General features: G+C 40.8%; 15 protein-coding genes and 1 pseudogene. 6 read left to right on the top strand and 10 right to left on the bottom strand.

The window, feature by feature from the left end; all coding sequences use genetic code 11:
• Positions 1–87: 87 nt before the first annotated feature.
• Both G4P69_RS12215 and G4P69_RS12210 read right to left on the bottom strand, forming a co-directional pair.
• Positions 88–570, bottom strand: a complete 483-nt coding sequence (locus tag G4P69_RS12215) for an EVE domain-containing protein (RefSeq protein ID WP_208345532.1) — start codon at positions 568–570, stop codon at positions 88–90.
• A gap of 9 nt (positions 571–579) precedes the next feature.
• Entirely contained in the window at positions 580–2,760 is a 2,181-nt protein-coding gene (locus G4P69_RS12210) for a GNAT family N-acetyltransferase (protein WP_243902937.1), read from the bottom strand.
• Between the two features lie 47 nt (positions 2,761–2,807).
• Here G4P69_RS12210 and G4P69_RS12205 point away from each other — a divergent pair, with 47 nt between their 5' ends.
• Complete coding sequence (locus tag G4P69_RS12205) at positions 2,808–3,005, top strand: hypothetical protein (RefSeq protein ID WP_208350025.1); 198 nt, start codon at positions 2,808–2,810, stop codon at positions 3,003–3,005.
• 292 nt (positions 3,006–3,297) lie between these two features.
• Here the strand turns inward: G4P69_RS12205 and G4P69_RS12200 are convergent, their stop codons facing one another.
• The 4 genes from G4P69_RS12200 to G4P69_RS12185 form a co-directional block, all read right to left on the bottom strand.
• Positions 3,298–3,636, bottom strand: a complete 339-nt coding sequence (locus G4P69_RS12200) for a hypothetical protein (protein WP_208350022.1) — start codon at positions 3,634–3,636, stop codon at positions 3,298–3,300.
• Positions 3,637–3,763: 127 nt separating this feature from the next.
• A complete protein-coding gene (locus tag G4P69_RS12195; protein ID WP_208350020.1) occupies positions 3,764–4,402 on the bottom strand; it encodes a histidine phosphatase family protein in 639 nt (212 codons plus the stop codon).
• 103 nt (positions 4,403–4,505) lie between these two features.
• On the bottom strand, positions 4,506–4,679 hold the full coding sequence (locus G4P69_RS12190; protein ID WP_208345875.1) for a hypothetical protein: 174 nt from the start codon (positions 4,677–4,679) through the stop codon (positions 4,506–4,508).
• A gap of 172 nt (positions 4,680–4,851) precedes the next feature.
• Positions 4,852–5,793: an RpoD/SigA family RNA polymerase sigma factor gene (locus G4P69_RS12185; RefSeq protein ID WP_208345874.1), complete on the bottom strand. Its 942-nt coding sequence runs from the start codon at positions 5,791–5,793 to the stop codon at positions 4,852–4,854.
• Between the two features lie 302 nt (positions 5,794–6,095).
• On the opposite strand from G4P69_RS12185, the gene G4P69_RS12180 reads away from it, so the two are divergent.
• Entirely contained in the window at positions 6,096–7,046 is a 951-nt protein-coding gene (locus G4P69_RS12180) for an alpha/beta fold hydrolase (RefSeq protein ID WP_208350018.1), read from the top strand.
• Between the two features lie 67 nt (positions 7,047–7,113).
• On the opposite strand, the gene G4P69_RS12175 is transcribed toward G4P69_RS12180, so the two are convergent.
• A complete protein-coding gene (locus tag G4P69_RS12175) occupies positions 7,114–7,677 on the bottom strand; it encodes a hypothetical protein (protein ID WP_208350015.1) in 564 nt (187 codons plus the stop codon).
• Between the two features lie 403 nt (positions 7,678–8,080).
• Here G4P69_RS12175 and G4P69_RS39150 point away from each other — a divergent pair.
• Both G4P69_RS39150 and G4P69_RS12170 read left to right on the top strand, forming a co-directional pair.
• Positions 8,081–8,239, top strand: a pseudogene (locus tag G4P69_RS39150) (transposase); the annotation flags it as partial.
• Positions 8,240–8,609: 370 nt separating this feature from the next.
• A complete protein-coding gene (locus G4P69_RS12170) occupies positions 8,610–8,837 on the top strand; it encodes a hypothetical protein (RefSeq protein ID WP_208350008.1) in 228 nt (75 codons plus the stop codon).
• A 631-nt stretch (positions 8,838–9,468) separates the two neighbouring features.
• Here G4P69_RS12170 and G4P69_RS12165 read toward each other — a convergent pair.
• Positions 9,469–9,669: a hypothetical protein gene (locus G4P69_RS12165; protein WP_208350006.1), complete on the bottom strand. Its 201-nt coding sequence runs from the start codon at positions 9,667–9,669 to the stop codon at positions 9,469–9,471.
• Positions 9,670–9,793: 124 nt separating this feature from the next.
• Between G4P69_RS12165 and G4P69_RS12160 the strand changes: the two genes are divergently transcribed.
• Both G4P69_RS12160 and ilvB read left to right on the top strand, forming a co-directional pair.
• Positions 9,794–10,567, top strand: coding sequence for a hypothetical protein (locus tag G4P69_RS12160; RefSeq protein ID WP_208350005.1), 774 nt, complete (start codon positions 9,794–9,796; stop codon positions 10,565–10,567).
• Positions 10,568–10,751: 184 nt separating this feature from the next.
• Positions 10,752–12,665 carry a biosynthetic-type acetolactate synthase large subunit gene (gene ilvB, locus G4P69_RS12155; RefSeq protein WP_208350003.1) on the top strand — a complete coding sequence of 638 codons (1,914 nt, stop codon included), beginning with the start codon at positions 10,752–10,754 and terminating at the stop codon, positions 12,663–12,665.
• Between the two features lie 109 nt (positions 12,666–12,774).
• Here the strand turns inward: ilvB and G4P69_RS12150 are convergent, their stop codons facing one another.
• Both G4P69_RS12150 and G4P69_RS12145 read right to left on the bottom strand, forming a co-directional pair.
• Entirely contained in the window at positions 12,775–16,602 is a 3,828-nt protein-coding gene (locus G4P69_RS12150; RefSeq protein ID WP_208349999.1) for a type I polyketide synthase, read from the bottom strand.
• 5 nt (positions 16,603–16,607) lie between these two features.
• Positions 16,608–23,186: a type I polyketide synthase gene (locus G4P69_RS12145; RefSeq protein WP_208349994.1), complete on the bottom strand. Its 6,579-nt coding sequence runs from the start codon at positions 23,184–23,186 to the stop codon at positions 16,608–16,610.
• Position 23,187: the final 1 nt, after the last annotated feature.

The following is a 23,187-nucleotide window of genomic DNA, read 5'->3' as shown; positions in this document are numbered from 1 at the left end:
CATAGCCTTTTTATCATTATCAATTTTTTCACCATTAAATTTAATTTACTTTATACACAAGCACAACAATAAAGATAATTAGTTATCTTAAGGATCACTTTTATTTGCTGATACTGCAAATTTTTCTCCTCCTAAAGCCAAGATAGTCCTATACTCGAGTTCATTAAGATAGCGATAGCTTTGAGGTGGACGCAAGTAAGATATTTTTTGTTTTAAAGATTCTAAGCCAATAGGATGGTCAAATTTTTTGATGTTTTTTAAAAAAAATCCTACTGCAACTGATGCTCCTTTGTAGTATTGATAAAATTCTTTATGACTGATACCAGCATAATCTTTCACTTCTTTCCAAAACTGTTTAAGTTCAGTATTTGTCGCTGCTTTTTCCATGACAGCATCTACTTCTGCAAACCCTAAAAAAGCTTTTTCTGGAGACGTTACATAAACAAGGACAATATCCCCTTTCTTAAGCCGAGTTCTAACTCTACGCAATTCTACTTGCTTGGTTCGCTCTTCAAAAATTTTATAAGCATACTTAGGTTTTACTGAGATTAATAGAATGTTACATGACATGTAAGTTATTTATACTTTAATTGGTTTCATCCCTAGATTATACACTTTCATAAAATCTTCTTCAGTAATTCTATAAGGCGAAATCAGTAAGAGATTATCCTTTGACAAAATTTGCTGAAGTTGTTGTTTGGATACGGAATTATTAAATAATTCTGTATCACTAAATCGAATCGACATAATATAACCATCTTTATCCATTGATATGTTCTGAATATCAGTTAGCTTATAAACTCCTAATCTTTGAAAACGTCGGTAAAGATCTTTAGGCTTACCAATAATCACTTCATCCACATAAGAGCAAGCACGAATATAACCAACATTATAGAAACCCCCACCTTTTCTTTCTCCTTGAGTTTCACTTACATACCAAAGAATTCTACAAGGAGCATTCAATCCCCTTGAGTTTTTAACCGAACGATAGTAAACAGCTTCACGGTTAAATGCTAATTCAGGCTTAACTCCGAATTCTTGCAAAGGAAGCATTTGATTAGCTAAATTTTCATCAAATAAATCTTTTGCCCATCTAGGTTGGATAGGAATAATAAATGTAGCAATATTAGCATCCTTAATTTTTACAGGAAATAAGAAGCGTTCAATATCTATTAGCTGTTGAGGAGCTTTAACTGTATTATCTTCAAAATTCTTAGCAATTTCTAGAAGGAAGTTGTATTCATCTCCAAACTGAGAAGCGAGAGACGTTAAGTATTTTGATAATTCGGACGAAGTTTTAACAACTGGTAAATTGGCTTTTAACCATCCATTATTAACTTGGACAAAAGTGTCTTCTTGAATAGCTGTGATAACAGGTTCTTCTAGGTAGGGATCTGTAATTCTTGTAAATTGTCGTTTTTCACTAGCAGACAGACAAATTGACTTAAAAATCAAGTGATTAGCGAGAGTAGACGAAATTTTGTCACTGCGAACTCGTAACAGTGGAATTTCTAGCTCATTTTCTTTCTGCCTTCCATACACAATTAAAGCTTGTGGTTGATTGGTTCCTTCTCTCACAACAATACACTCAAACTTGTCAGTTTTCGCTAAAAAACGCCGTAAATGATCCTGAAAGATTGTCTTATCTTCATTTTTGTGAAAATTTTGAAAAAATTCAGCTAGAAAAGATTCTTCACCTATCTTGATTTGAATTTTTTCTGAAGATGTTCCGGAAAGGCGCACGGGTTGATAATTAGGTCTATGGTGCAGTTCATCAAGCTGATTTATTAGTTGTTCCGGATGAAAAATTGATAATTTAAATATTTCATAAATTTTATCTTCTAAATTTAGAAATTGTTTATCTTTAGTCAAAAACAAATGAGAATCTGATGTAATTGATCTAGCGAGATAACGCACTAGAGATTCATCAATTTTTACTTGATTGTTTTTTAATAAATTTTCGATTTGTAAATATACAGATTCTAATTTTTCGCTGTCACAAGGTAAGCGAGTAAAAGTTTCTGCAAAATTACGCATTTTATTTCTCTCATCAGTGTCGTCATTTTTATTAATTTGATTAAAAATTTCATCATTAATGCATAACGTTAACTCAGTCTGTACCCAGTCAGCTAGTAGAATATTTTGGTTTTCAGTATCATTTTTTTCGTCCAAGTATAATGTAAAGAAAATATCTGGGGCAATTATCACACACAATTTTGACTCAATTTGCTGCTGAATTAACTTAGAAAATAGAGGAAGATGTTTACGTTCTAGTACCCAACGAGTAAGTATTGTTTTCTCTTTCTTACCCCGTCCGATCTCATCCTTGTAGGCAATAAAGCCAAAACTCAACCACATTCTTTCTAGGTTGTAGTCCCGACGACAACTTAGGTTAATTCCGCGAGAATATGTTGTTATTTGTTTTAAGTGTTCGACCAGCAGTTTTGCTACTCCCTTACTGCGATGTGACGGGTCAATACATAAATGAGTGATAGTGATCCAGGCACGGGAATGCCGGTATAAAAGATATCCAATACATCCTATTTCGGGTTCAAGGGCTACAAGAATTTGACGACGTGCAGCATGCTCCTCAAATGCTCCTCTGGGAAATCTACCAAGAGTTTTAGAATTTGCGCGCCACAGTTTTAAGACTGTCTCTAAGTACGGTGAATGATTATCTATCGCTTCAACCTTGATCTGTGGATCAGTTTTCACTTTTTCGTCACCTTTTCCAGTTAGCGTTGTGCTTTCTTCTTTCATAGCAAATTTGCCCACTGTTCACTAGCGTTAGCACGCTCTAGCACCCGTTGCATTCATTAATTACTCGCACAGCAACACCCAAAAACTCTATTGTGCAAGATGTGCATCAGCAGTTAAAGTTTTTGGGTGTGGGATTTTTGGAAGGTAAAAGTTTTCTTAACTGCCAAGGTCGTAGGCGCAAGGAGTGCGATCGCCTCTGGCACTGCGCTTTTACCGCAATCGCCATTCAGCACTGCATTCAATAGTGCGCCCCTCTGGTCAGCTTGGTTTTTGTTAGACTTTCTACACCTTTACTTTGGGGGCTATTGCATGATTACACTGCGCCGAAGTGCGATCTCCTATTTTGTCTGACGCTACATTTTTCCTAGACAAAACCGGCCAACCTTCTCCTTGGGGAGACGCTCCGCGAACGAAAAAACGCACCACTGAACTTTTAAAATTACGGAGACGTTTCTGGGCTTTTGTGTGCAGATCGCACCCTCACCCAGGTGTTTCACTTGTTAGACTAGGACTCATGTTGTCCTGTTTTGTCGGGGTTCATCCCAACCCCTCATTCCGTCGTTTGATCGGCTTATCCCATCCTCCACCCTGATTTATTCTTTCCTCGTGCGCACGTTGTCGCTCGTGTGCTTTCAGCAGATCTTCTTGAACGAGAATTTTTCTAATATCTGGAGAAATATCTGCATATGTTTTGAAATATCGACCGTAAGCCATCTGCTGCTCTTCGCCTAGAGAACGGATCATCCTGTTGATTGCTGCTTGCCTCCCGCCACTGCTGATATAAGCGCGCCGAACCCGCAAATAACAAAGCCAGTCACAGGATGCGATCGCGGACTGCATAGCGTCCATTGCTTCATCATCGGTTTGTACGCTCATTATCTTTTCGCATCCTCTACTATTGTGCTATGTTATGCTCATCATATCGTGGAAAAAACTTCCCAACACTTCCAACCTGACCACGTATGTTGACGCGCTCGAATTGAGTAGAACTAAACTTGCACTATTATGTTCCCGGACGAGAGCGAATATGATCGGGTATATGATGGCGATCTCCTAACATTTCTAACAAGGGGCCATTATCGTCAAATTTAACCATAGTTACCGACGCAACCAAAACATTGACCCGATAGCGATAGCGTCCTAAATCAATTCCTAGTAAACTGCAAAGCATAATCCGAATCGTGGCTTTATGCGAAACGACTAAAACATTACCTTGGGGATGTTTTTGTTGAATTTCAGCAATTACAGCCATAGAACGGTTAGCGATATCTACCGCAGTTTCTCCACCAATGGGTGCATTCCAAGCAGGTTCTGTCAACCATTTTACATAGTTTTCTGGGTAATTCTCTTGGGCAAACGATTTACTCTTGGTTTCCCATTCACCGTAACTACCCTCTCTAAGTCCGTCACGCAACTGCATATCCATCCCGATAGCATCACAAAATGGCTTGGCAGTTGCAATTGTGCGCTTCATTGGGCTAACATAAACAGCCTCCCACTTCAATTTTTGATAAACATCGGCAAAAGCCGACGCCATCTGCATACCAGCAGATGTCAATTCTGCATCAGTTTCACCGCAGAAATTACCACTTTGACTAAAAGTAGTTTCTCCATGTCTCAGTAAATATAAATTGAGTGTCATAGCTTGTATTGCGATTGGGATAAAGACGTTTATGCAAAAATAAAATACCGTCAATATCGCAATCGAGTCTGTGACAGCAGAACAAAGTGATCAACCAAAAAAGTTAATCAAATGAACCATACATTTGTGTTGATGGAGAATAAGCGATCGCTCCAAAAGCATTACCCGGATTTGTACTATTGGTAGTAGAGCCAACATTTTCAGCACTTACTTGCACTGGTACTATCAGTAAACCACTGCGTAGGTTTTGAGCCAGGAAATAAATTTCCTGGCTCAAAGCTGAAACCCATTAAAATGGGTTAAAAGATGACCCAGTGAGCTTTTAGCTCAATGCCAGCTAAAGCGCCCGAACTTTAGTTCAGGGCGAATTTTCGGGCAAAACCTACGCAGTATTGAGCGTGGTTGGGCTTATAGGATTGCCCAAGCCGATTTGAGTCAAGCTCTAATTTCTAATTATTTAAGTAACTACCCTGACGACGCAGAATATTAAGAGCTTTAGATTCTATTTGTCTAACTCTCTCCCGACTAACGTTGAGCCGAACTGCGATCGCAGCCAAGGTTAGTTGTTCACCATCCTCTAGTCCAAAGCGCAAGGTGAGAACTTGACGCTGAACAGGGGTTAAACTTGATTCCATGAATTGTTGTAAATTCTGACGCACAAGCTCCTGATGTAACTGCACATCCAAGGGGAGTTCATCACTTGGTAACAAATCGCCAAGGGCAGTATCTTTATCATCACCTATTTTCATATCCAAAGACTGAGGGTATCTGGAATACTGGAGATAGTCTCTGACTTGTTGTGCGGTCATCTCTAATGATTCAGCAATTTCTGCTACAGTGGGCTTGCGACCCAATGATTGAGACAATTCTCGTTGTAATTTCTTAATTTGGTTAAGCTTTTCATTAATATGAATAGGTAGGCGAATAGTGCGGGATTTTTCGGCTATGGCTCTGGTAATGGCTTGGGTGATCCACCAATAAGCGTAGGTTGATAACTTGTAACCTTTATTGGGATCAAATTTCTCTATTGCTCTGTCCAACCCTAAAGTTCCTTCCTGAATTAAATCTAAGAATTCTAAGTTTCGGTTCTGATATTTCTTTGCCACCGAAACCACGAGTCGGAGGTTAGCGTTGAGCATCTGCTGTTTCGCCCTCCGACCTTGATGAAGAATTAAACGTATTTCATTGTCAGTTTTACCGAGCGAATCTGCTAGCTCCACGTCTGTGGGTTCTCGGTTGAGTTCAGTAGCAATTTCGAGTCGCTGTTGGTCAATTTTTATCATCTGGTAGACTTTTCTGGCACAAGCAATTTCTTCGCTCTGAGTCATCAAAGGGTAACGACCTATTTCTTTAAGATAGGAACGAACTGAGTCTGAAGTTATAGAAGCCATTTGAATAACATTTTAAATAGAAAACACATTTTATAGCATTGATGGCAATTAGCAAACCGTTATGTGGATATTTTTCCCTGACGTTTTATACTGAACACAAGTTGCTTGACAACGCTCCTTATCTGGCAGATTTTTCCGGGTTTGGTGAAACGGAGAGTTTGAGTCTGGAGTAAAAGCATGGGTCTTGAGCTTGTATTATGAAGGCAATATAACTCAGGTAAATAAATAGTGGTGCTAAATGTCATTTCAATCACTTAATACACAGTGATTTTGTCGATAAAAAAATAGAAGGAGGTTTCAACATGAAGAAGCGTAACTTTCGCACAATAGAAACAAATAGTGTTCATTTGAACACAGTGGTTGAGGGTGATGGACCTTTAGTGATCTTACTTCATGGATGGCCTCAGTGCTGGTATTTATGGCGTAATCAAATCGATCCGCTTGTAGAAGCAGGCTTCCAAGTGGCTGTTCCTAATCAAAGAGGGTATGATAGTAGTGATGCTCCACAAGAGATTGAAGCTTACGACATACTCAACTTAACAGGGGATGTGGCAGGAATCGCTGACGCTCTCGGTCACGAAACATTCATTGTCGTTGGGCATGATTGGGGTGCGCCAGTAGCTTGGAATACAGCACTGTTATATGAGGAACGAGTTAATGCTGTTGTTGGGATGAGTGTTCCTTACTTGCGTTACCCTATTGGATCATTAACAAACCAAGAGAATTTTGGGGACAACTTCTGGTACATGGTCTACTTCCAAAAGCCCGGAATCGCCGAAGCAGAATTTGAAGCAGATATCCGTCGTTCCCTAAGTAAAATTTACTATAGTGCTAGTGGTTGTGCTCCTGAAGGAATTTTCCTGAATCCCAAACCATCAACTTCTGGTTTTCTCGACGGACTGAGCGATCCCGAAGAGCTACCAACAGGAATGACGCAAGAGGATATAGACTATTACGTAGAACAGTACACACACAGTGGTTTCCGTGGCAGTCTCAACTGGTATCGCAACATTGATCGCAATATGGAAGTTACCCCCCAGTTGTCAGGTAAAAAGATATCACAACCAGCACTGTACATTGCTGGGGAAAAAGATCCTGTCTTGAAGTTTCCAGGAGTAAGCCTTGATTCAATGACGGAGTTTGTTCCTAACTTGAAACGACAGGTTATCGTCCCTAATGCAGGTCACTGGGTTCCCCTAGAGTATCCACAAAAAGTCAACGAGGCTTTGCTTGGTTTTCTAAAAGAACTTTAGCCGACAGCAGCAGTAGCGACCAATGGCGATCGCTCTTCAGGGCACAGCCCAACGCTTATGCCTAACCCTATGCTGCTCCACAACCAACCAACTGTTTTTCTGCGTCTGCTACACATAGTCTCAGTGCAATCCCTACCATTTCTGTCGGCACAAATCTTACATCTATATTTGTGTACTTCCCTTTACATAAACTCGCAAATCCCCAATCTTCTTCACTACCTACGACCCAAACTATTTTCGTCCTGCTTGATTTGGTAGCATATTGCACAATATCTTCAAAAATTCCTATTCCTGCTTGATCCGTAGCTGAAGGTAGGATTGCTTCCATCAATCCAGTTTTTCCTAACACCCATACCTTATCACTGTTGCATTCCAGTATGTAGTACACATCATTTACATAAACCTGCTCTGATCTGAGTCGTGCAAACAGTTTTTGGTTCTCCTGCTCTACCTGTTTAACCGTCTTCCCTATTTTGTTCGATATTAAATACACTTCTAAAAGGCTGAGATCTTGATACTGAAAAATCTCCTTTAGTGTTTCTAGTCCTTCCACTTCCCCCAAAATTACGATATCTGGTAATTTCACAGATTCCATCTCAGTCGCTATGTCCAGCACCTTTACGCTCTCCATCTTCTGTCCACCTTAGTTAATATCTATCTGTCCTATACCCGACACATTCTATCTCTAAGTTCCCCATTGCATAACTATTACTCTGGTCATAACAGATTTTATTCCACAAGGGCATCGTCAAATATAACACTCTACCCTGGATTTCTCACTCTTTGACCGATCCAGGAAGTGTCGGGGAATAGTTCTCGCCCAGATTGCGCACTTCACCATGTAATACGCGTAGATTTCCAAAAATTCACTAGCATGGTTAAATGAAGAACATAAATCTCGAATGGATTTAAATATTAATACTTAACAGTTTGACCATTATTAAGAATTTTTCTTGAAAAGGGGGATAATTCATTTTGAAGTGCGCAATGTGGGTTCTCGCTGACGCGTAGTTACACGGCACGAAGAACACAAAGGATTTGTTGTACTGCCGAAACGTTGGCTTGTTGAAAGAACTTTTGGTTAGTTTAACTGGTGCCGTCCATTAAGCAAGGACTATGAGATTTTACCTGAAACAACAGAGGCTTTTATTGATGTCGCCATGATTCGTTTAATGTTAAAGCAACTTCCGTAGTGAAAATTACCTCCTCAAAACTTTTCAGACATCCTCTGAGAGCTTTTTTTACTCAATTTCTGACTTTTCAAACATCCTCTTAGTAGTTGGGCGAGGATCTATAGCAGGTTTAACATTAACTAAACGCACTTTGTTTGGCTTGATGACTGCAGTAATTAGTGGCAAATAATGTTTATTTTGTCAATAAATATCTAACTATAATGTATGGCTTGCAACAGAATATTTAGTTTAGCATCATGCACAATCATGATTGAAAAGTTGTCCTGTTGTGTCGGCAAAAAATGTAGCAGTAATTCTGTGCATTGATAAATCCAGGCTACGGTTGCGAGTGTCAAATTCGATATTTTTATGATTTAAGGACCAGAAAACAATGAAACGTTTTTCTCCAGCCTTTTTAGCAATTCTCCTAGTAAGTGGATCTGTTCTGGCTCTTTCTCAGAATGCTGATGCTTCACCATCCAATTCGGAGCGTGATAAATGGCGTGAGCGTGTCGTCCATATTGAGAATAAACGGCGTCATCGGTCGTACTTACAAGATCATTGTGCGACCGCACTCTCAATCTTTAACTGTGTTTCTTTATATAACTTTAAGCATTGAACTGTCATATCAGTACATAACAAACCCTATTCATTTCGATAAAGGTCGAGGGGAAAGTCTGCGTAAAACGCGCAACATAAGTCATGATTATTGGGTTTATCAAACCTAGTTCTTCGGAGCCTAATCCTGACAAAAAGGCAGGCTTAATAATATTTCCTTTAAGTGATAGCGGAGCGTTAGCCGGTACTTCGGCGTCTGAGTCCACAACATCTAACCAAGAAGCCTGCTATGAGTGTTGCGGGAAATTCGAGGGGATGTAGAAGGACTTTTAGGTACTATCAACTTCATCCTGACTTCTGGCGAAGTAGCACATGTATTCTTCTTTATAAAATTGCGTGAGGTACATTCGTGGGGGCAAACGCCGTTTGCCCTTGGACTATCGGTGTACCTCATTTGTCTCAAAACTGCTGTATCTCTAGCTCTGAGTGATCGCTTATGCAAGCAGGGGTAAAAGTAGCCAAGCGCTGCAAAGCTCCATCAAAGTGCGCGTTTGTGAATCACCAACCTCACCCAGTACTCATGTTTCACCCAACCCCAAGAGAGATCAAGGACGCTAAGTGTTCACAGACATCAGTTGAGCACTTGGGTTGTTCGATAAGTTCAGTTTTAAAACTGTCACCCAGTATACTTGTCAACCAATAAAGACGGTGATAGTCTTTATTTGTGTGTGAGGAGTGAGTTGAAGATAAGAAACGCTTGGAGTGGAAACACGGCAACACTTCAAGCGTTTTTTATTGTCTCGTTGATCTGTCATCTTCGCCACGTCCGTTTTCGTCATGAATACCGTCATCTGGTTCAAATCCCCAAGCTGCATTTCTTGGCGATCGCGCATCTTACCTTAGTTTGTCTATTTGCCATTCCCTGTGTAGCTCTAAGAACCATCACAAACATTACTCCTTTCCTCCCAACCTAAAAGCCATCATAGAAGTCACAGTTTCACAACAAATGAGGGCAAGATGTATTTCACCTTCTTTATGGGTTCAAGTTTTGGGATTGTCGTTTTGGTTCTGTTGGCTTTTAGTGTTCTGCAATGGTTCCACCTACCTACAGGTAACTTTATTGACTGGGTAATTGGGGGTGCAAGCTTTTGGTGGCTGTTGGTGATTGTCACTGTACCTTGGAATGTGCATTTCCAAGCAAAAGAAGTTTTAGCACAAGGCGCACAATCCGCAGAAAAAGACATTCCAGTTGTTGAAAAGCAATTGGAGTATGTTAAGGTTTTGGCAAAGCGATCGCTTGTTGTCGCGATCGCCTTACACGTACTCTCAGCCATTGGTCTTTACATTCTTGCAGCTACCGGCATTAGTGCTGTAGGCTATGTTAGTTCTGGAGCAGCTTTATTATTAACCGCCTTACGTCCAGCTATCAGCGCCTATGAGTATTTGTATGCGCGATTAACAATGATTCGTCAAGAATGGACTTACCCACGGGAAGATATTGTAGAACTTCGCAGCCGATTTGACGCTGTTGAAGCAACTGTAAAGCGTCTGGAGGAACAACTCAACCCAGAACAGCCTTTCTCCTTAGCCGCAAATCAGCAAACTTATTTGGAAGAAAGTCGCAAAGAAGTAGCGCGCATTAGTGCTAATCTAGAGGAATTACGTGCCACTAATCAAACTGAACACGAACGTTTAGCAAGAGAAGCACGACAAGCCTTAGCCCAACTTTCAACAGATGGACAATTTCTCGATCATGTGCGGGAAATTATTCGCTTCTTTAAAACAGCTTAAATTTGAGTGTATACTATTCTTTTAACAAGAGTTTACTAACAGGTGCTGATTAAAAATTAAAGAGATCGCCGTAAGTCTCCCGCTATATTCGGTATTTCCAATTAGAGGCGAGATACAAAGCGTATTAAGCAAAGCATCGGCTAGGAAACAAAAGGATCAACGTAGCTACTTAATCTAATGAGGTTTGACTGTGTATCCACCAAGCGTCTCTGAACCAGATTTGCGTTCCCCACAACCTGAGAATCAAACCCATTCACACGTCTCTCTATCACCAGTTGTTGCGCCAATGCGCGTATCTGGTGGTTTTGCTCTACTTGATAGTCTTAGCCGTCACGGTGTCGAGTACATTTTTGGCTATCCAGGTGGTGCGATTTTACCAATTTATGACGATCTATATAAGGTGGAAGCTTCTGGTGGTGGAATTAAGCACATTCTAGTAAGACACGAACAAGGTGCTGCACACGCAGCGGATGGCTATGCCCGTGCTACAGGGAAGGTAGGGGTATGCTTTGGTACATCAGGTCCAGGAGCAACTAATTTGGTAACGGGTATTGCTACAGCCTACATGGATTCAATACCAATGGTAATCGTTACCGGACAAGTGTCGCGGGCGGTGATCGGCACAGATGCATTCCAAGAAACAGACATTTACGGCATTACACTACCAATAGTCAAGCACTCTTATGTAGTCCGTGACGCAAAGGATATGGCACGAATTGTTGCTGAAGCGTTCCACATTGCTAGCACAGGGCGTCCGGGACCAGTTTTGATTGATGTGCCTAAAGATGTGGCATTAGAAGAGTTTGATTATTCGCCTGTGGAACCGGGTTCAGTTAGATTACCAGGTTATCGCCCCACAGTGAAGGGAAATCCACGACAAATTAGTGCAGCGCTAAAGTTGATTCGTGAAAGCCGTCGTCCTTTACTATATGTGGGTGGAGGTGCGATCGCTGCAAACGCTCACCAAGAAATTAAACAACTAGCCGAGTTATTTCATATCCCTGTTACAACAACTTTAATGGGGATCGGCGCTTTTGACGAAAATCATCCCCTATCTTTGGGAATGCTAGGGATGCACGGGACGGCTTATGCTAACTTTGCTGTCAGTGATTGTGATTTGCTAATTTGCGTCGGTGCAAGATTTGATGATCGTGTTACTGGCAAGTTGGATGAATTCGCTAACCGCGCTAAAGTTATTCACATCGATATCGATCCTGCTGAAGTTGGTAAAAATCGCATCCCTGAAGTGCCGATTGTTGGTGATGTGCGAAACGTGTTGCTGGATTTGTTGCGCCGCTCCAAGCAGTTAAGTGCAACAACGACACCTAATCAAACGCAAGAGTGGCTGAACCTGATCACCCGTTGGAAAGAAGAATATCCTCTAGAAGTACCCCAACACCCGGACAGTATCTCACCACAAGAGGTGGTTGTAGAACTCAATAACCAAGCACCTGATGCAATCTACACCACAGATGTTGGTCAACACCAAATGTGGGCAGCACAATTCCTCAACAATGGTCCTAGACGCTGGATTTCTAGCGCTGGTTTGGGAACGATGGGTTTTGGTGTACCAGCAGCAATGGGTGCTAAGGTTGCTTTCCCTGATCAAGAAGTTATCTGTATCAGTGGTGATGCTAGCTTCCAAATGAATTTGCAGGAGCTAGGAACATTAGCACAGTATGGGATAAATGTCAAGACTGTAATTCTCAATAACGGCTGGCAAGGGATGGTACGCCAGTGGCAACAAGCTTTCTACGGTGAGCGTTACTCTTGCTCTAATATGGAAGTTGGGATGCCAGATATTGAGTTGTTGGGAAAGGCATACGGGATTAAAGGGATGGTGATTAGCGATCGCGCTGAATTAAAAGATGCGATCGCGGAAATGTTGGCTCACAATGGACCAGTAGTAGTCAATGTTCACGTGACCAAAGACGAAAACTGTTACCCAATGGTAGCACCAGGCAAGAGCAACGCCCAGATGATAGGCTTGCCGCGCCAACAAAAGAAAGGTTCCCCAGAACCAGTTTATTGCGGTAATTGTGGTGCAAAAAATCCACCCAATCACACTTTCTGTCCTGAATGTGGAACTAAGTTGTAATTAACATCCTGTCGTAAGGTGTTTAAAAGGATGTCTTAATCACCTATAAGTAAAGCTACATAAGCTTTACTTATACGTCCTTATTCAATTTAAAGCTATTTGCTTTTCTTCAAACAAGAAGAGCAACATTAAGGCAGCTTTTTAACTTTTCTCCAAGTTTTTGAACATGAGGTTCAAGAAACATTGAATAATGATTCCCAGGAACAATATGAATCTCTGGCTCTTTGTGAAAGGGCTTACTCCATTCCTTCCAAGATAAGAAGGGACTATTAGATATGATATGAGCTATTTCTGTAACTTCACTGGTTTCAAATAAAGTAACACGTCCTGGGTAGCTTTTAATAAGATAGTTTTGTGCTTGTTTCCAAGAATTGCGCATGCCTAATTTGTAACATTCAAAAAGATGATGAATTTCATTAAAACTAGTATTTTTAGGTACAACTCCTAGTGCTATTGCTTCTTTCAAGAGGTAATTCAATTGATGTTCAAAATCAAAGATTTTTAACAAATCGTATCTCAAGACAAGTTCTTTATGATGACGTGTTCCTAAATAATTAGCAAAGAAGAATACCAAAACCCAGTCTTCATTAAAAGGTAGGTTCATTATATTAGCAGCATCTAATAATGCAAGTAGAGGTACTTCTTGTCCTCGTTTATATAACTGTTGTGCCATTTCTAAGGCTACGCACCCCCCCAACGACCAACCACCCAATATGTAATTTTGTGGGTGAAGAGAATCCAAAGCCTTGAGGCATTTAGATGCTATATCTGCTATGGTAACTGAAGATGAAAATCCATTTTGATAATTTTGGAAATTATTAAGTTCCGAAGGTTGTAGTAAGTAAAAAGGTTGATCATTACCTAAATAACTTACTAGATTTTTGTAAAAATAAGGCTCTAAAGAACCAGGATGTACGCAAATAAAAGGTAATTTAGAACCTTCAGATTGAATACACCAAAGTAAATCTGATGGTAACTGAGAATGACTAGTTCTAGACTGCCTCATTAAATTGTTAGTGGCTTTGGAGGTAGAATCAGAAATATTTGTCAGATGTTGACATAAATTGATAACAAGTTGGTTGAAACTCAGTTCTTGAAAAAAGTTTTCGGTTTGTAAAGTTATGCCCAGGTTAGTTTCAACCCAGTTATGTAAAACCAATGCCATGATGGAATCCAACCCTATATTTTGAAGTGGTTGTTCTCTATCGAGCATTGATATCGGCATTTCCATTACCCTTACTACTTGTTCTTCTAAATAAGAACTGAGTAACTGTTGCTGATTTTCTAAATTTGCCCCTAAGAGCGCCTCACGAATAGAAGATGTTGCTTTGTTTGACTGGATAACTAAGTCTTGCTCTTTCTTAAAAGAGCCATTACAGCCTAAAAGCTCGTCTTTTGTACCATTCTTATTTTCGATGTGAGAACCTGAAAAATCTTTGATCCAATACCGTTGACGTTGAAAAGGATAAGTAGGTAATGGTAAGCGCAAACGAGAGTAGTCTTTGTCAAAACCAGACCAGTCGACTGGATAACCGTGAAGATATAGACTTAATAAAGTTTCGAGTAAGACTTGCCAATCAGGGAAAGTAGGACGTAAAGAATGTAAAAACACACCGACATCTGAAGGTGAGCGATCGCTAGCCATAGGTAACAAGCTGGGGCGAGGGCTAATCTCCAGAAATATATCCACACCTTGGTGATGGAGAGTATCCATCGCTGCAAAGAATTGCACTGTTTGGGAAGCGTGTTGACGCCAGTAGTCAGGACAAGAGATTTCAGTGTTGCTAGATTTACCAGTGACAGTGGAAACAAAATGAATACGAGCAGGAGAGTAACTCACCTGAGCAAGAATGTCAGAAAAAGGCTCCACAGAAACCATTTGTGCGGATGGAGTCAAAGCCTGCATCAAACGACCACGCTCAGCTACGAGTTTCAAAGCATCTTCTAAACTGAAAACACCAGCAATAGTAGCAGCAACATACTCGCCAAGACCATAACCCATCACAACATCTGGTTCAACACCCCAGCTACGCCATAACTGAGCCAAAGCATATTCAATAGCAAATATGGCCGGTTGAGCATATGCTGTATTCTCCAGTAATGAATCTTGGGAATGCTCAGCATACAACAGTTCTACTAAAGGTATATCTAGAAAGGATGCGAGGATTTGCTGGCAATAGTCAAGGGTGCGACGGAAAGTTGGTTGTGAGAGATAGAGTTGGCGTCCCATACCCTGGTACTGACAACCTTGACCAGTGAACAAAAAGGCAATTTTAGGGCGTTTTGTGCTTGATACTTGTGGCTGGAGTGTAGTGAGTTTATTTGCAAGTTCATCAGTGGAGGAAGCAATCACACCTACACGAGCAGAGAAATGCTCTCTTCCAGTATTGGCTGTAAAGCAAATATCTGCCAGATTCAAGTCGGGGTGTTTGGCTAAATGAAGTTGATAACGAGCGATTAATTCTTGTAGTGCTGGTTGTGACTTAGCCGAGAGTGTCAACAGCTGTAAGGGTCGGTCTATTTGAGATGGCTGTGGTTGTGGTGCAGGTGCCTGTTCTAAAATCACATGGGCATTAGTACCGCTAAAGCCAAAAGAACTCACCCCTGCAATTCTGGTGTTGTTAGTCGTCTGCCATGGAGTCATCTTAGTTGGTACTTGAATTGGCAGTTGCTCCCAGTTGATGTGAGGATTGGGTTGTTGAAAATGCAGATGAGGAGGAATTTGTTGATGTTGCAGTGACAGCACTACTTTGATCAAGCCAGCGACGCCCGCCGCCGCTTCTAGATGACCAATATTGGTTTTCACAGAGCCTATAAGTAACGGTTGTGATGCTGATCTTCCTTGTGCTAGGACTGTCGCCAATGCTCTGACTTCTATGGGATCTCCCAACGGTGTACCTGTCCCATGGGCTTCTACATAGCTGACTTCATTTGCTTCTAGTTTTCCATTTTTCAGGGCTTGACGAATAACAGCTTCTTGTGATAATCGATTAGGCACAGTCAAGCCGCTACTACGACCATCATGATTGACTGCTGAACCACGAATTAAGGCTAAGATGTTGTCTTTATCCGCTATGGCATCTGAAAGACGCTTAAGAATGATCACTCCACAACCTTCGGAGCGAACAATGCCGTCAGCTTGATGATCAAAAGTTTTGCAACGATTATCAGAAGTTAGCATATGAGCTTTTGAAAAATTGATACTAACTTCTGGTAATAAGAGTACGTTTACACCTCCAGCAATGGCTAAATTGCACTCTTTATTACGTAAGCTTTGGCAAGCTAAATGAACTCCCACCAATGAAGAGGAGCAAGCTGTATCCACCGCAAAACTTGGACCTTGTAAACCAAGAAAATAGGATAAGCGACCTGCCGCTACAGAGTGAGAATTTCCTGTAGCCATATATGCATCTATCTCTGTTGTTTCTCTGTTTAGCAGTTTGTGCAAATAGTCATTGTGACAGATACCAATAAATACTCCTGTTAGACTATCGGCAAGTTGTTTAGGTACAATAGCTGCATTTTCTAATGCTTCCCAAGTTACTTCTTGCAATAGACGCTGTTGTGGATCTAGACTAACTGCTTCACGGGGAGAAATGCCAAAAAAACCAGCGTCAAACTCTTGTAACTGATCGACAAATCCGCCATAACGGGTACAGATCTTTCCGGGTACATCAGGATCTGGATTGTAGTAAGCATCTACATCCCATCGCTCTAATGGAACTTCACCAATGGCTATTTCTCCATTAGATAATAGTTGCCAAAAGCTTTCTGGATCATTGTTTCCTCCAGGCAACCGACAACCTATACCAATAATAGCTATTGGTTCACTCATAGCCTTTTCTAAGGCATTGAGCTTGCTTTTTGTTTCTCTGATCTCAATCAGAGCTTTCTTCATTAAAGACTGATAATCGACATCAGTTAAGTTTTGGTTCATTATTTTTACCCTTTCTCATTAGTTTCTAATTCTTGAAGCAGCAGATGAGCAACTTCTTCTAAAGATACATCTGTTAAATCAGCTAATGAATCATTTTGGTCATTTTGTTGAGGCTCTGTATCAAGGTCAGAAGTAGAAAACTCTATTGGCAAAACTTCATAAGCTAAATAGTTAACTAAGGTTTCTAAAGTAGGATATTCCAATGCTATTGTGGAAGGTAAAGAGCATTCCAAACTATTGCGAAGAAGATTTCTCAATTCTACAGAAGTTAAAGAATCCATTCCTAATTGGAAAAATCCTTGTTGTTGATCTAGTGGTTCTGATGGATTTAGCCGTAAAACTTTAGCAACTAACGAATTGACGTGTGTTAACAAATGGGCATAACGTTCGTTGATAGGAGTTGCTTCTAAATGTTTGATAAAACTATTTGCTTTTGGCTTGTCTTGGCTATGTACCTGTGTGAAATTGCTGAAAAATGGAGAAACTGAAGCTTGATCAAACTGTGTCCAGTTTATAGGTACAACTCCTATCTGCGCAGGAGAATGTGACCATACTTTTTCTAGGATCTGCAATCCTGCTTCTGGAGTTATTGAACCGACTCCTTTCATGCTCATTTGTTGATTTAAGTCTCGTTGAGCAGCTGCTCCAACTGTAGCCCAGGGACCCCAATTGATGCTTAAAGCTGTTAGCTCTTGTGTTTTTCGATAAGTAGCCAAAGCATCTAGAAAAGCATTAGCAGAAGCATGGTTAGCTTGACCGGAAGAACCTAACAAAGAAGCAGCAGAAGAAAATAGTACAAAGAAATCTAATGGCAATTTCTGAGTTAAACTATGTAAATGCCAGATTCCGCAAACTTTAGGGGCGAAAACTTTTGCAAAACGTTCCCAAGTTTGTTGTAGTAGGATACCGTCATCGAGTAAACCTGCTGCATGAATAATCCCCCGTAAAGTTGGTAAAGAATTCTCAATAGTTTCTAGTACATAATTAACCTGTTCTAACTGGGATATATCTGCTGATAGTACAACGATTTGAGCCCCGGCTTGTTCTAACTGTTTTAGTTGATTCGTAACAATTGGGTTAGGACTACTACGACTTACTAATACTAAATGTTTTGCACCGTGTTCGACTAGCCAATTTGCTGTGAGTAGACCCAAACCTCCTAAACCACCTGTAATTAAGTACGTTCCATCCTGAGACAATGTGAGAGGCTCTTGAGATATTGTTGCTGTGGCTGATTGTTGAGAAATCACGATTTTGCCAATATGTTTAGCCTGTTGCATATAGCGGAAGGCATCAAGCATATCCGTAAAGGAAAATATTTTTTGCGGTAAGGGTTTCAACTTGCCTTCACGGAATTTTTGCATCAGTTCACCAAACATTGACTGCACTAATGCCGGTTGTTCGTAGCAATCTTTTACTAAATCTACTAAAAAGTAAGAAATATCTGGTCGTATCTGCTTGGCTTGCTCTGGTGTCCAAACTCCATTCTTCCCAATTTCTAAAAAGCAGCCTTTTTCTCGTAAGATCGATAAAGTTTTAGGGATAAAATCTCCGTTTAGGGAATTGATGACAACATCCACTCCCTCTCCATTGGTTTTTTCCATGATTTCATCAGCGAAATCAAGGGTTCTAGAGTTCATAATGTGTTCAATTCCCAACGATTGGAGAAATTCCCATTTTTGAGGACTAGCAGTGGCAAAAATTTCTGCTCCAGCTAGCTGTAATAGTTGTATGGCTGCTAACCCGACACCTCCAGAGGCAGCATGGACTAGTACGCGATCGCCTGGAGATATTTCAACGTTAAGCAAGCTACTACACACAGTTAAAAACGCGACTGGAATTGTAGCTGCTTCTTCAAAGCTCATATCCTCGGGTTTGTGTGTAACTAAAGCAGTCTTAGCAGTAACATACTGACTGAAACTACCCTGGACTAAAGCAATAATCGGATCACCGATCTTAAAACCTTCAACCCCTTCCCCAATTCTTACTATTCGACCAGAACATTCTAAGCCCAAAGGACCAGGATCTCCAGGATATAAACCCAATACATTGAGAACGTCTCTAAAGTTCATTCCTGTAGCACAAACCTCAATTTCTACTTCACCAGTACCGGGCTCCTGGGGAGTGACTGGTTGTAGTTGCAAATTTTCTAGAGTTCCTCGACTAGATACTCCTAAACGGAAAAATTCAGAGTGTGGGGTCTTAATCTGTCTTTGTGTACTATTTTTAACAAGCTTACTATGTACTAATCTAGCAACATAACGAACTTGATCTCGATAAGCAACTTGGTCTTCTTTTGTACTCTTTGACCAAATTTCTGTAAATAGGTCTTGTACTTCATTCTTTTGAGGTTCTGGATTTAAATCAACCCTTACACAATTTAGTTCTGGATGCTCTAAAGTAATAACTTTACCCATACCCCATAAGGGAGATTGAGGTAATCCTAAAATATTTTGCTCTGATTTTACCGGTACAGCACCTCGGGTTACCAACCATAAGGAAGGGGATGAAATAAGTTGAGCTTTCACTAGTGATTGAACCAAGTGCAAGGTGCTGCCACATACATAATTTAATGCTGCTTCAATATTCGCACTTGTCAATGCTTCTGTTATTGTATTTAAGCTCCATAAATGCACAACACCATACAATGAAGGTGTGTACGCTGTGATTGCTGCAAATAGTTGCTCAAAGTCTTTAGGACTAGCTGGATTAATCCTGAATTTTGTTTCTGTTAACTGTTCATATGTATCACCAGGAAGGACAAGAGTACATATTTCCCCCCTTGCTTGTAATTGAGTTATTAACTGCTGACCAATACCAAATTCATCAGCTAAAATCAACCAATTTTTTGGCTCAGAATAACTACGTTGCAACTTCTGTTGTGATACAGACCCTGAAAGCATTTGGGGGTACCACTCTATTTCGTAGAGCCAGTCGTCTAAAGATTTCTGCGGGATGTTCAAGAAGCTATCACTATGGGCTCTTCTAGCTTTAAACCCAATAACCTCAGCAAGGATTTGACCCTCTTGATCTAATAATTGAATGTTACCTACGACTTCTTCTTGAGATTTTTCTATTGGTTGAGAGTAAGCATAACACCATAATTGAGAATAATTGCTAGGCTTTTGGTAGAAATATAATTTCTCGATGCTAAAAGGTACAAAAGTTTCATCTTCTTGAAGATCTACGGTTGCCATTAGCAATTGGAAACAAGAGTCAATTAAACTTGGGTGCAATTGGTATTCCTCAACATTATCTAGTGTTTGAGGAAGTTCCATTTGACAAATAGCTTCTCTATCTCCCTTCCATATAGACTTGATCCATTGGAAGGTTAAACCTAAGTTAATATGCCGTAGTTGGAAAAATTGATAAAATTCAGTCCTAGATATTTCTTTTGTGCATTTGTCTTGCAAGTTCTCAATTGAGACTTTGGTCAATTTTGGGGTATCAGTCAAATACTTTCCTTGAACAGAAATTTTGCCATTCACATGACTACTCCATGAATTGCTTGAATTTGCCACTTCACTTTCCAAGCTAATCAGTTTGAAGGAAGCTGTGGCATTACTTTCAGGAGTAATAAGCAATTGAAGAGTACGTAATTCTTCTGCAGAAATTACCAATGCTTTGGTAAAAATAACATCTTCTAGAATACAGTTTTGCTCACCAAAAGTTAGCTTGAGAGATCCTAAAAGGAAGGATAAGTGAAATGCTCCAGCTATAACAATTTCCCCATAAACCTGATGATCATTTAGATAAGGAAAATCATTGACGCTAATTTCGGATGTAAATAAAGTCTCTTTAAGTAAAGGAGATTGAAGTTTACTGGTGACTAAAGGATGAAGAGATGTTTTTCTTTGAGATGGGGAAGTTAGTCGGCGAGTCTGATTTATTGTTTCTACCCAATAGCGTTGACGTTGAAAAGGATAAGTAGGTAATAGTAAGCGCAAACGAGAGTAGTCTTTGTCAAAACCAGACCAGTCTATTGGATAGCCGTGAAGATATAAACTTAATAAAGTTTCAAGTAAAACTTGCCAATCAGGGAGAGTGGGACGTAAGGAAGGTAGAAAGACACCGACATCTGAAGGTGAGCAATCGCTGGCCATAGGTAGCAAGCTGGGGCGAGGGCCGATCTCCAGAAATATATCCACACCTTGGCGGTGAAGAGTCTCCATCCCTGCAAGAAATTGCACCGGTTGATAAACATGCTCACACCAGTAATCAGCACAAGAGATTTCAGTGTTGCTAGATTCACCAATTACAGTAGAAACAAAATGGAGGTTAGCAGGAGCGTAATTAACCTGAGTAAGAAATTGATAAAAAGGCTCTAAGATGGGCTGAATCAGAGGGGAATGAAAACCGCGAGAAACACTTAAATGCTCAGTATGAATGCCTTGTGCAGACAAAGATGATACAACAGCCTCAATAGCAGCAGGTAAGCCAACAATAACTGTATTGTTGGGTGCGTTAATGGCAGCAATAGAAATCTGTCCAGCGTAGGGTTGAATGATAGCACTGACGGTTGTGGTATTCGCCAACACAGAAACCATTTGTGCGGATGGAGTCAAAGCCTGCATCAAACGACCACGCTCAGCTACGAGTTTCAAAGCATCTTCTAAACTGAAAACACCAGCAATAGTAGCAGCAACATACTCGCCAAGACTATAACCCATCACAACATCTGGTTCAACACCCCAGCTACGCCATAACTGAGCCAAAGCATATTCAATAGCAAATATGGCCGGTTGAGCATATGCTGTATTCTCCAGTAATGAATCTTGGGAATGGTCAGCATACAACAGTTCTACTAAAGGTATATCTAGGAAGGATGCGAGGATTTGCTGGCAATAGTCAAGGGTGCGACGGAAAGTTGGTTGTGTGAGATAGAGTTGGCGTCCCATACCCTGGTACTGACAACCTTGACCAGTGAACAAAAAGGCAATTTTAGGGCGTTTTGTGCTTGATACTTGTGGCTGGAGTGTAGTGAGTTTATCTGCAAGTTCATCAGTGGAGGAAGCAATCACACCCACACGAGCAGAGAAATGCTCTCTTCCAGTATTGGCTGTAAAGCAAATATCTGCCAGATTCAAGTCGGGGTGTTTGGCTAAATGAAGTTGATAACGAGCGATTAATTCTTGTAGTGCTGGTTGTGACTTAGCCGAGAGTGTCAACAGCTGTAAGGGTCGGTCTATTTGAGATGGCTGTGGTTGTGGTGCAGGTGCCTGTTCTAAAATCACATGGGCATTAGTACCGCTAAAGCCAAAAGAACTCACCCCTGCAATTCTGGTGTTGTTAGTCGTCTGCCATGGAGTCATCTTAGTTGGTACTTGAATTGGCAGTTGCTCCCAGTTGATGTGAGGATTGGGTTGTTGAAAATGCAGATGAGGAGGAATTTGTTGATGTTGCAGTGACAGCACTACTTTGATCAAGCCAGCGACGCCCGCCGCCGCTTCTAGATGACCAATATTGGTTTTCACAGAGCCTATAAGTAACGGTTGTGATGCTGATCTTCCTTGTGCTAGGACTGTCGCCAATGCTCTGACTTCTATGGGATCTCCCAACGGTGTACCTGTCCCATGGGCTTCTACATAGCTGACTTCATTTGCTTCTAGCTTTCCATTTTTCAGGGCATCTCGAATTAATGTCTCTTGGGCTACCACATTAGGTACTGTCAAGCCACCACTAGCGCCATCATGATTGACTGCTGAACCACGAATTAAGGCTAAGATATTGTCTTTATCCGCTATGGCATCTGAAAGGCGTTTGAGAATGAGGACTCCGCAACCTTCACCTCTTCCCGTACCACTAGCACCAGCATCAAAGGTTTTGCAGCGTCCATCTTGAGAGAGAGTCTGAGAAACAGACAGAAAAACAGTCACTTCAGGAGAGAGGATGAGATGAACACCACCAGCGATCGCCATGTTGCATTCACGAACACGTAGACTTTGGCAAGCTAAATGAATGGCGGCTAACGAAGAAGAGCAAGCTGTATCAACTGCTATACTAGGGCCATTGAGCCCCAAAATATAAGACAATCGTCCTGGGGCAAAACTAAAGCCATTGCCAGTTCCTTCATAAGGACCAATTTTCGTCAGATCTCCAGAATAAAACTGTAGTTGTGCGTAGTCATTCTGACCTATGCCCACAAAGACGCCAGTTTTGAGATCACTCAGAGATTTGGGAGAAAAACCTGCATTTTCTAATGCTTCCCAAGTGACTTCTAAAAGTAATCGTTGTTGAGGATCTAGACTGATTGCTTCTCGAGGAGAAATGCCAAAAAACTGCGGATCAAATTGGTCTACTTGTTGTAAAAATCCACCAAACCGGGTGCATATTTTTCCAGGAACGCTAGTATCCGGATCATAATGTTCATCAGCGTTCCAACGATCCGTAGGTATTTGAGTAATTGCATCTGTACCATCTTGTAACAGTTGCCAAAATGCGTCTGGGTTATTAGCACCTCCTGGAAACCGGCAACCCATACCAACAATTGCAATCGGTTCAGTTTTTGCACGCTCAACTGTTTCAAGTTTTGTGACTGCTTCGTCCAAAGCAAGAAGAATTTCCTGTGATTCAGAGATACTCATG

Origin of the sequence: Aetokthonos hydrillicola CCALA 1050 (assembly GCF_017591665.1) — a bacterium.
Classification (GTDB): Bacteria; Cyanobacteriota; Cyanobacteriia; order Cyanobacteriales; family Nostocaceae; genus Aetokthonos; species Aetokthonos hydrillicola.
Note: the sequence above shows the minus strand (reverse complement) of the source record. Positions and strands in the feature narration are given on the sequence as shown.